Annotated in this window: 8 protein-coding genes and 2 pseudogenes; 6 read left to right on the top strand and 4 right to left on the bottom strand. The window is 59.1% G+C overall.

Annotation, left to right across the window (positions count from 1 at the left end):
* The 4 genes and pseudogenes from argJ to HHJ19_RS15485 form a co-directional block, all read left to right on the top strand.
* On the top strand, positions 1–807 hold an 807-nt coding region (gene argJ, locus HHJ19_RS15500), incomplete at its 5' end, for a bifunctional glutamate N-acetyltransferase/amino-acid acetyltransferase ArgJ (RefSeq protein ID WP_296908768.1).
* Between the two features lie 18 nt (positions 808–825).
* A complete protein-coding gene (locus HHJ19_RS15495; protein ID WP_296908767.1) occupies positions 826–1,710 on the top strand; it encodes an ATP-binding protein in 885 nt (294 codons plus the stop codon).
* A gap of 5 nt (positions 1,711–1,715) precedes the next feature.
* A complete protein-coding gene (locus tag HHJ19_RS15490; RefSeq protein ID WP_296908769.1) occupies positions 1,716–2,183 on the top strand; it encodes an NUDIX domain-containing protein in 468 nt (155 codons plus the stop codon).
* Positions 2,184–2,261: 78 nt separating this feature from the next.
* Positions 2,262–3,579: pseudogene (locus HHJ19_RS15485) on the top strand (hemolysin family protein).
* Positions 3,580–3,620: 41 nt separating this feature from the next.
* Here the strand turns inward: HHJ19_RS15485 and HHJ19_RS15480 are convergent.
* Together HHJ19_RS15480 and HHJ19_RS15475 are read right to left on the bottom strand one after the other, a co-directional pair.
* Positions 3,621–4,220 carry a lytic transglycosylase domain-containing protein gene (locus tag HHJ19_RS15480; RefSeq protein ID WP_296908766.1) on the bottom strand — a complete coding sequence of 200 codons (600 nt, stop codon included), beginning with the start codon at positions 4,218–4,220 and terminating at the stop codon, positions 3,621–3,623.
* 108 nt (positions 4,221–4,328) lie between these two features.
* Positions 4,329–6,074, bottom strand: coding sequence for a proline--tRNA ligase (locus HHJ19_RS15475; protein ID WP_296908765.1), 1,746 nt, complete (start codon positions 6,072–6,074; stop codon positions 4,329–4,331).
* Positions 6,075–6,177: 103 nt separating this feature from the next.
* Here HHJ19_RS15475 and HHJ19_RS15470 point away from each other — a divergent pair, with 103 nt between their 5' ends.
* Complete coding sequence (locus tag HHJ19_RS15470; protein ID WP_296908764.1) at positions 6,178–6,885, top strand: RNA pyrophosphohydrolase; 708 nt, start codon at positions 6,178–6,180, stop codon at positions 6,883–6,885.
* Positions 6,882–7,394: a CNP1-like family protein gene (locus HHJ19_RS15465; protein WP_296908763.1), complete on the top strand. Its 513-nt coding sequence runs from the start codon at positions 6,882–6,884 to the stop codon at positions 7,392–7,394. Before HHJ19_RS15470 ends, HHJ19_RS15465 begins: the two co-directional genes overlap by 4 nt.
* A 34-nt stretch (positions 7,395–7,428) precedes the next feature.
* On the opposite strand, the pseudogene proB reads toward HHJ19_RS15465, so the two are convergent.
* Positions 7,429–8,478, bottom strand: a pseudogene (gene proB, locus HHJ19_RS15460) (glutamate 5-kinase); the annotation flags it as partial.
* Positions 8,479–8,602: 124 nt separating this feature from the next.
* Positions 8,603–9,700 (bottom strand): Obg family GTPase CgtA, encoded by a 1,098-nt coding sequence (gene cgtA / locus HHJ19_RS15455; protein WP_296908762.1) that lies wholly within the window; start codon positions 9,698–9,700, stop codon positions 8,603–8,605.
* Between the last annotated feature and the right edge of the window lie 115 nt (positions 9,701–9,815).

Here is a 9,815-nt window from a genome sequence, read left to right as displayed (position 1 = left end):
GCCAGGGCTGACAACTGGGCCAACGCCGCTGAAGCCATCATGACCACCGACACGGTGCCAAAGGCATTTTCCACCCGGCTCACGCTGGGCGGTGTGCCCGTCACCATCACCGGCATCAGCAAAGGCGCGGGTATGATCCGGCCCAACATGGCGACCATGCTGGGCTTTCTGGCGACTGATGCCTGCGTGTCCCAGGAATTGATGGGGCAATTGGCCAGAGAGCTGGCTGAGGCCTCCTTCAATCGCATCACCATCGACGGCGATACCTCCACCAACGATTCGTTTTTGGTGATGGCAACAAACCGGGCAAAACACGTACCGGTGACGTCGCTCGACAGCCCCGATGGCGTGGCTTTGCGCGCCGCCATGATGGCGATTGCGCAAAAGCTGGCGCAAGCGATCGTGCGGGACGGCGAGGGCGCGACCAAGTTCATCACCGTACGGGTCGAAGGCGGAAAAACCGGTGAGGAATGTCGGCAGGTGGCTTACGCGATTGCGCATTCACCCTTGGTCAAGACGGCGTTTTTTGCCAGCGACCCCAATCTGGGCCGTATTCTGGCAGCGGTGGGTTATGCCGGCATCGCCGATCTGGATCAGACCCGAATCGATTTGTACCTTGATGATGTGCTGGTCGCCAAAAACGGGGGTCGTCATGCAGACTACGTTGAGGCTGACGGCCAGCGCGTGATGAAGCAAAGCGAAATTACCGTGCGGGTGGTGCTGGGCCGGGGCGAAGCGGCTGACACCGTATGGACCTGCGACCTGTCTTATGACTACGTCAAGATCAATGCGGACTACCGCAGTTAAGCCGCAAGGTTGCAGAGCATGAACGAGCAGTTTGAACGTCTGATGACACGGCTTGAGGCCGTGATGGCGCGGATCGAGTTGGTTTTGCCTAAACCCCTATCGGCGCCGGACTGGAATGCCTCCGTTGCTTACCGGTACCGCAAACGCGGCTCAGGTCACGGCTCGCTGGAACCGGTCCGGCAACTGGGCGTCATGCGGCTGGCGGATTTGAAGGAAATTGAAGGTCAGAAAGAAAAAATCAGGCGCAACACCGAGCAGTTCGTCAGCGGTAAACCCGCCAACAATGTGTTGTTAACGGGCTCGCGTGGTACCGGAAAATCCTCGCTCATCAAGGCCTGCCTGAACGAATATGCGGCCGTGGGTTTGCGGCTGATTGAAGTCGACAAGGCGGATTTGACCGATTTGCCCGATATCGTCGACGTGGTGTCAGGCCTGCCAGAAAAATTTATCGTCTTTTGTGATGACTTGAGCTTTGAAGAAGGCGAGCCCGGATACAAGGCGCTCAAGTCCATTCTGGATGGTTCGATCGCCGCGGCCACGCCGAATGTGCTGATTTACGCCACCAGCAACCGCCGTCACCTGTTGCCAGAATACATGATGGAGAACCTCACCTACACCCACACCGAAGACGGCGAGGTGCATCCCGGTGAGGTCGTGGAAGAAAAAATTTCGCTGTCGGAGCGCTTTGGTCTGTGGGTGAGTTTTTATCCTTTCAGTCAGGACGAATATCTTGCCATCGTGGCCCAGTGGCTGTCCTCGTTTGGGGTGGCCTCCGAAGCCATCGCAGCGGCACGTCCGGCTTCGCTGGTGTGGGCGCTCGAGCGCGGCTCGCGCAGCGGCCGCGTGGCCTATCAGTTTGCACGGGACTACGCCGGCCAGCGGCCGGCCGGCACGCCCCAGTGAGCCCGATGCTGATGGCAGACGCTGCCGAGCCCCGCGCAGGCGGTGTAGACCGCAAGGCGGTGGAGGTGGCTGTGGGTGTGTTGATCCAGTCCGATGGCCGGTTTTTGCTGACCTCACGCCCAACCGGCAAGGTTTACCAGGGTTATTGGGAATTTCCCGGCGGAAAACTGGAGCAGGGCGAAAGCGTCGAGCGGGCGCTGCGTCGTGAACTCCGGGAAGAAATAGGCATCATCGCGGGTACCGTCCACCCGTGGAAGGTCGAAATGGTCGACTATCCGCATGCGCTGGTCAGGCTCAACTTTTGCAAGGTGTTTGACTGGACGGGCGAGTTGCAGATGCACGAAGGCCAGTCATTTTCTTGGCAAAACCTGCCTGTAACCGTTCAGCCCATACTGCCAGGCACGATTCCGGTGCTGCAGTGGTTTGCGCAGGAGCGCGGGAGCTCCGGCCTGGGTGCGCTGCTGCACGGCTAAGCCGGTTTGGCGGTAGGCCGCGCAGCTACACTCAGAAATCTGCGTGTCGCCCATTCAAGGGCACCAAATCTTTTGTCCATGACCGTGTATCAAAGTCTTTTCGTCATTGGCCTCTTGATTGCGGCCAGTGCCTTTTTTTCAGTTTCGGAAATTTCCCTCGCGGCTTCGCGCCGCCTGCGTTTGCGTCAGGTGGCTGACGATGGTGACGTCCGCGCGGAACGCGTGCTGCGCGTGCAGGAACAACCGGGAGACTATTCACCGTCGTACAAATCGGCCAGAACGTCGTTGCCATTCTCGGCGGTATCGTCGGCGAAGGAGCACTAAGCCCTCATTTCGTAGCTTTTTTTGAACTTTGGCTGGAGGCCCCCACGGCTCAGACGATGGGGTTTCTCGGCTCGTTCCTGATTGTCACCTCACTGTTCATTCTGTTCGCGGACCTGTTTCCCAAACGTCTGGGCATGGCGACACCCGAACTCCTCGCCATCCGCGTTTCGCAACCGATGGCGGTGTGCATGACGCTGATGCGTCCCCTTGCGTGGTTTACAGCCGCTGGGCAGACGCGCTGTTTCGCCTGTTTGGACTGTCCTCACTGCGCGATGACCGTATTACGTCCGGTGACATCCTATCCATGATGGAGGCCGGCGCGGTTGCCGGCGTGCTGGCGGCGCGCGAGCAGCAGGTGATCACCAATGTGTTTGAACTGGATACCCGCACGGTAGGCAGCGCCATGTCACCGCGCGATCGCATTGCGTTCTTTCTGCGTGATGATCTGGATTCGGTGATTCGCCTTCGGATTGCCGCCGAACCGTTTTCGACCTATCCGGTGTGCGAGGGCGATATCGACCATGTGGTCGGCTACGTGGACGCCAAGGACCTGTTTCAGCGGGTGCTCAACAGCCAGCCGATTTCACTGGCCGACGACAGCCTGGTACGCAAGGTGCTGATCGTGCCCGATCGGCTGACGCTGTCTGAAGTGCTGGAGCAATTTCGCCAGGTTCACGGAGACTTTGCGGTCATCTTCAACGAATACAGTCTGGTGGTGGGCGTGGTCACGCTCAAAGACGTCATGAGCACCGTTATGGGCGATCTGGTGTCGCCCTTAGATGAGGATCTGATTGTCAAGCGCGATGAGAACTCCTGGCAGATTGATGGCGTGACGCCAATTGAAGATATGTTGCGCGCGCTTGGCCTCGATCATTTGCCGCATGCCGGGGAGTACGAGACCCTGGCCGGTTTTCTGATGGTGATGCTCCGCCGCATACCTCGACGCACCGACAGCGTGAGCTGGGGCGGCTACAAGTTCGAGGTGCTCGATGTCGATAGCTACCGCATCGACCAGGTCATGGTGTCACGCTTGCCTGAAGCATTTGCCGATACCGCGTTTACTTCCGGCTGAAATCCTGCAAGCACTGCCGGCAGCGCGCTGCCAAAGCCGCGTTACCCGACAAGGTGGCCATCAAACAGCCAGTTGCGCCGCGCCGCAAAGACCGCTTCGGGGTAGGGCGCACGGCCGCGACTGCCGTTGTAGCGGCCGAGGCCCAAAAAGTTGTCGCCGCGCTCTCGGTCCAGATAATGGCGAAGAATCACGCAGCCAAAACGCAAATTGGTCTGCATGTGAAACAGCTTGCCAGCGTCGCCATCACCAATCACGCGGGTCCAGAAGGGCATCACCTGCATGTAGCCGCGCGCTCCAACGCTGCTCACAGCAAACTTTCGGAAATTGCTCTCGACCTGGATCAGGCCCATGACTAGCGTCACATCCACCCCGGCACGCCTGCTTTCGTACCAGACCGTTTGCAAAAACTCTTTGCGGATCTGCCACTCCGGTTTTTTCTTTTTCAGCCGGTCGCTCATGGCGCTCAGCCAGCGCAGATAGACGAGTTTGCTTTCGGTGTCCCGGAATTCGGGTACCGGCGGTGCCTGGTTGGCGATGGCAGAGCTCAGCGCCGAGCGCACCGAATCCATGAGTGGCTCTTCAACCTGCGCGCCGGCCTGTGCCTGCTCCGAAAATAATAGCGGCAAACAACCGAAAGACAAGGACGTAAGGCATATTCTTCTAGAAACATGCGATGAATCGCCGGAATTCTTATGACTGGGCACTGGCACTGGCACGGTCACCGGACGGGGGCAATAGGCATGCCGGTTTCACAGAGCCAGTTTTCCCTTGAGGAAATCCAGCGCGCCGGCCGCATCCACCTTGCTCGCCTCCGTGTCGCGACGGTGCTGGTATTCAATATGCCCGTCCTTCAGGCCGCGATCGCCGATAGTGACGCGATGCGGCACGCCGATCAGCTCCCAGTCGGCAAACATCGCACCGGGCCGCTCGCCGCGGTCATCGAGGATGACGTCTACACCGGCACTCAGCAACTCGCTGTAAAGCTGTTCCGCCGCGGCCTTGACATCGGGGAAACGGTCAGGCGTGATCGGGCAGATCACCACTGTGAAAGGGGCAATAGCGTCGGGCCAGATGATGCCGCGTTCGTCATGATTTTGCTCGATCGCCGCTGCTGGCAGGCGGGTGATGCCGATGCCATAGCAGCCCATCTCCATAAATTGCGGCTTGCCGTTTTCGCCGAGAAAAGTTGCGTTCATGGCCTGGCTGTATTTGGTGCCGAGGTAAAACACATGGCCGACTTCAATGCCGCGCTCGATGGCGAGCACGCCCTTGCCATCGGGTGATGGGTCGCCAGCGACCACGTTGCGGATGTCGGCCACCAGATCCGGTTCAGGCAGGTCGCGGCCCCAATTGACCCCCAGGAGGTGAAAATTGGCTTGGTTGGCACCGCAAACCCAGTCGGTCAGATTGGCCACTTCGCAGTCCACCAGCAGTTTTACCGGTTTTTTCAGGTTCAGCGGACCCAGGTAACCAGGCTCGCAGCCAAAGTGCTCGTCAATCTCGGTCAGGCTGGCAAAGCGGAAGCTTGCATCCAGCCCGGGCACCTTGCCAACCTTGACTTCGTTCATGTCGTGATCGCCGCGCAGCAGCAGCAGCCAGACCTGGGACTTGATGATTTTACCGGCTTCATTGGTCTGGTCAGTGGCCAGTACCAGCGACTTGACGGTGGTTTGCAGCGGGATGCCGAGCAATTCAGCGACATCGCCGCAGGTGGCCTTGCCGGGGGTTGGCGTTTTGGTCATCGCATGCACTGCTGCCTTGCGCGGTCCGGCAGGCGCCAGCGCTTCGGCTTTTTCCATGTTTGCCGCGTAGTCGCTGCTGGGGCAGTAGACGATCGCGTCTTCACCGGTGGCGGCAATTACCTGAAATTCTTCGCTCAAATCACCGCCGATCGCGCCGCTGTCTGCGGCCACCGCACGGTAAGTCAGGCCAAAGCGGTCGAAAATCCGGCGGTAGGCCTGCGCCATGTTCTGGTAACTGACTTTGGCCGAGGCCTGGTCGCGGTCAAAACTGTAGGCGTCTTTCATGATGAACTCGCGCCCCCGCATCAGTCCAAAACGCGGGCGGCGTTCATCGCGGAACTTGGTCTGAATCTGGTAGAAATTTTTGGGCAGCTGCTTGTAGCTGCGGATGTCCTGGCGCATCACGTCGGTAATGACTTCTTCGCTGGTCGGCTGAACCACAAAATCGCGGCCATGGCGGTCCTTGATACGCAGCAGTTCGGGGCCCATCTTTTCAAAACGACCGGTTTCCTGCCAGAGCTCGGCGGGCTGGATCACGGGCATGGACATTTCAATCGCACCGGCGCGGTTCATTTCCTCGCGCACAATCGCTTCGACCTTGCGGATCACGCGCAGCCCCATGGGCATGTAGTTGTAAATGCCGGCACCCAGCTTCTTGATCAGACCGGCGCGCGTCATGAGCTGGTGGCTGACGATTTCTGCATCGGCCGGGGCTTCCTTGAGGGTGGAAATGAAGAACTGGGAGGCTTTCATGCGCTATTTTTCTGGGTTTGGAGGCTGTCGTCCGGCTGTGCGCTTGGCGGGGGCGCCTTCGCTGTGCATAATGGACTCAGTTTAAAAAATTTGAGGTTTGATTATGCTTGACCGGGACGGTTTTCGGCCCAATGTCGGCATCATCTTGCTCAACCAGAGAAGTCAGGTATTTTGGGGCAAACGCATCCGTACCCACTCGTGGCAGTTCCCGCAGGGTGGCATTGACAGGGGCGAAAACCCCGAGCAGGCCATGTTCCGCGAGTTGCACGAAGAGGTCGGATTGCACCCGCAGCACGTTCAGGTGCTTGCCCGTACCCGAGACTGGTTGCGCTATGAGGTGCCGGACCGGTTCATCCGCCGCGACGCGCGCGGACATTACAAAGGCCAGAAGCAAATCTGGTTTTTGCTCCAACTGGTCGGTCACGACTGGGATTTGAATCTGCGCGCAACAAATCATCCGGAGTTTGATGCATGGCGCTGGAACGAGTACTGGGTGCCGCTCGACGTCGTGGTGGAATTCAAGCGTGGGGTCTATGAAATGGCGCTCACCGAACTGTCGCGTTTCGTGCCTCGGGCGGAGTTCAGGTTTGACGCGCGTCCCGATCTGCGTAACCGGTATTTGCGTAGCGGCCTGCATCAGCGTGATCTGTTGGCGAGCCACGCGGCTGTGTCAAATGGCTGCCCGGCCGACAGCCTTGTCGCCACCTACATCGCGCGCCCGGGCGGGTCGTTTGAATTGCCTCCGGGCGGGACTTTTGAGCCGGATCCGCAAACCAGTTTCGGGTCCGACGGAGCAAACGAGAAAGCATGAAATTCAAGTCAGTCTCCCTGTTCTTTCTGGGGTTTTTGCTTGGCCTGACGCCTGCTGCCTGGGCCCAACTCGCTCCCGATGATCCGGACTGGAAGGAAACCGATGTCCCACCGCCACCTGCTTTTGATGTCGGCAAGCTGGTGACGTTTGAGGTGTCGCCCAACTCCTCACTGGTCTATGGCGTTGATCCGGCATCCCTACGCATTTCCGATAGCGACGGTCTGATCCGCTATGTCATGGTAGCGAGCAGTTCCAGCGGCGCGAGGAACGTGATGTACGAGGCCATACGTTGCTCAACCGGGGAGTTCAAGACCTACGCGCGCTACTCGCCGGAAGGCGAGTGGAAAATGCTCAGCAAGCCTGAATGGCGCTCGCTGTTTGGCAATATGCCGTCCAGGTACGCATTGCGTTTTGCGCAGGCCGGTGGCTGTGACAACGCGACGGTTCCGCAATCGGTTGAAGTGCTGGTCAGCCGGCTCCAAAATCCGAATTTCAGGATCACGAAATAGCCATAGGCCAAAGCTAACGGCTGACGGTTGAAAGTTAACGGCTGAGGACCAGGTTGGTGCGGTGAACCATTTCTGACTCGCCCGTGTAACCCAACAGCTTTTCGAATTCCCAAGACGCTTTTCGGCAGATCAACCGGGCTTCGGAACTGGAATAATTGGCCAGGCCGCGCGCGATTTCGACACCTTCGGTGTCCCTGACGGCAATCACGTCACCCCGCGCAAAATCACCCTCCACCGCCGTCATGCCGATCGGCAGCAAGCTCTTGCCTTCATCGCGCACCTTGCTGGCAGCTCCTGGGTCTACCGTGACTGAACCTCGCAACTGCAGGTGATCGGCGATCCATTGCTTGCGCGCCTGCATTTTTTGGGTCTGCGCCACCAGCAGCGTGCCGATAGCCTCACCCCGAATCAGCCGTACCAGCGCTTGCGGCTCGCGGCCCCAGGCAATGACCGTCGAGGCGCCCGAACCGGCGGCGCGTTTCGCAGCCAGAATCTTGGTGATCATGCCGCCCCTGCCGATGCTCGAACCGGCGCCGCCCGCCATTGCTTCGAGACTGGCATCGCCGGCTTTGGCTTCATGCACGAATCGGGCGGCAGGGTCCTTGCGCGGATCGGCGGTGTACAGGCCCTTCTGGTCGGTCAGGATGATCAGTGCGTCGGCTTCGACCAGGTTGGCCACCAGCGCGCCCAGGGTGTCGTTGTCGCCGAACTTGATCTCGTCATTGACGACGGTGTCGTTCTCGTTGATGACCGGCACCACGCCCAGCTGCAGCAAGGTCAGCAGGGTGGAGCGGGCATTGAGGTAACGCTCGCGGTCGGCCAGGTCGGCGTGCGTCAGCAGGACTTGCGCGCTGCCAATGCCGTTTTCCCGAAGTTTGGTTTCGTAGACCTGAACGAGGCCCATCTGACCCACAGCGGCGGCCGCCTGCAACTCATGAATGGCCTTGGGGCGGCTGGCCCAGCCAAGGCGTTTCATACCTTCGGCGATGGCACCGCTGCTGACCATGATGACTTCCCGGCCATCCTTGACCAGAGTGGCGAGCTGCTCGCACCACTGGCCGATAGCGGCGGCATCGAGACCACGTTGCGCAGCATAGGAGACTTTGTTTTAGGGAGAATATTCAGCAATATATGGCTCTGGTCCAATGAATACGGTCACAAGTAGCTATCAATATTATTGCAATACCGATCCCGGTGAGATCCCGGCATCAGCCGGCGACAGGGGGCTCGGGCAACTCCGATGGCAGCTCGGCAAAGCGTGGATCAATTTCTTCCTCTGGCGGTTGCTCGCTTTTTTGCACGAGTTTGACATGTTGGTAAATCGCCTTGACCAGGTGCTCGCAGCCTTCGCGCGTGAGTGCCGAAATTTCAAAGACCGGGCCCTTGAACTTGAAGCGTTTGACAAAATCCTTGACTACGGCGGCGCGCTTGTCAGCGTCGACCATGTCCAGCTTGTTGAGCACCAGCCAGCGCGGCTTTTTGTAAAGAGCCTCGTCGTATTTTTTCAGCTCGCCCACGATGGCCTTGGCCTGCGCGACCGGATCGACGTTTTCGTCAAACGGTGCCAGATCAACAATATGGAGCAACAGGCGAGTGCGTTGCAGGTGCCGCAAAAACAGATGTCCCAGGCCCGCACCTTCGGAAGCGCCTTCAATCAGACCCGGCAAATCAGCCACCACAAAGCTTTGTTCAGGGCCGACCCGGACCACGCCCAGGTTGGGGTGCAAGGTCGTGAAGGGATAGTCGGCAATGCGCGGCCGGGCGTTGGAAACCGCCGAGATAAAGGTGGATTTGCCAGCGTTGGGCATGCCCAGCAGGCCGACATCAGCCAGTACCTTGAGCTCAAGCTTCAGGCTTTTGCGATCGCCGGGCCAGCCTGGTGTCTTGCTGCGCGGTGCGCGGTTGGTCGAGCTTTTGAAGCGCAGATTGCCAAACCCGCCATCACCTCCTTTGGCGATCAGGATTTGCTCGCCGGGCACCAGCAATTCAAAAAGAACCTCGCCGGTTTCAGCATCAGTCAGGATGGTGCCGACCGGCATTTTCAGGATGATGTCGTCGCCCTTGGCGCCGAACATGTCAGAGCCCATGCCGTGTCCGCCATTGCGGGCTTCATGACGGCGTGAAAACCGGAAGTCGACCAGGGTGTTCAGGTTGAGGTCCGCGACCGCATAGACGTGACCGCCGCGGCCACCATCACCACCGTTGGGTCCGCCAAACTCTTTGTATTTCTCGTGGCTGAACGAGACGCAGCCGCTCCCGCCATCGCCAGCGGCAATGTCAATATAAGCTTCGTCAACAAATTTCATGATGCGATAGGCGCGGCCAGGGCGGTGTGGTTAAGGCAAGTTTGCAAACAAAAAAGCCCCGACAGATCGGGGCTTCGATTCCATCGAAGTTGTCGGCTTACGCCGGGTTCACATT

It is taken from the genome of Polaromonas sp. (assembly GCF_012927415.1).
In the GTDB taxonomy this organism is placed as follows: Bacteria; Pseudomonadota; Gammaproteobacteria; order Burkholderiales; family Burkholderiaceae_C; genus Polaromonas.
This window is presented reverse-complemented; position numbering and strand designations above follow the sequence as displayed.

Excerpts from the sequence above, each read along its gene's own strand:
- HHJ19_RS15495 (WP_296908767.1), top strand. The coding sequence starts at position 826 with ATGAACGAGCAGTTTGAACGTCTGATGACACGGCTTGAGGCCGTGATG.
- HHJ19_RS15490 (WP_296908769.1), top strand. The coding sequence starts at position 1,716 with ATGCTGATGGCAGACGCTGCCGAGCCCCGCGCAGGCGGTGTAGACCGC.
- HHJ19_RS15475 (WP_296908765.1), bottom strand. The coding sequence starts at position 6,074 with ATGAAAGCCTCCCAGTTCTTCATTTCCACCCTCAAGGAAGCCCCGGCC.
- HHJ19_RS15470 (WP_296908764.1), top strand. The coding sequence starts at position 6,178 with ATGCTTGACCGGGACGGTTTTCGGCCCAATGTCGGCATCATCTTGCTC.
- HHJ19_RS15465 (WP_296908763.1), top strand. The coding sequence starts at position 6,882 with ATGAAATTCAAGTCAGTCTCCCTGTTCTTTCTGGGGTTTTTGCTTGGC.
- cgtA (WP_296908762.1), bottom strand. The coding sequence starts at position 9,700 with ATGAAATTTGTTGACGAAGCTTATATTGACATTGCCGCTGGCGATGGC.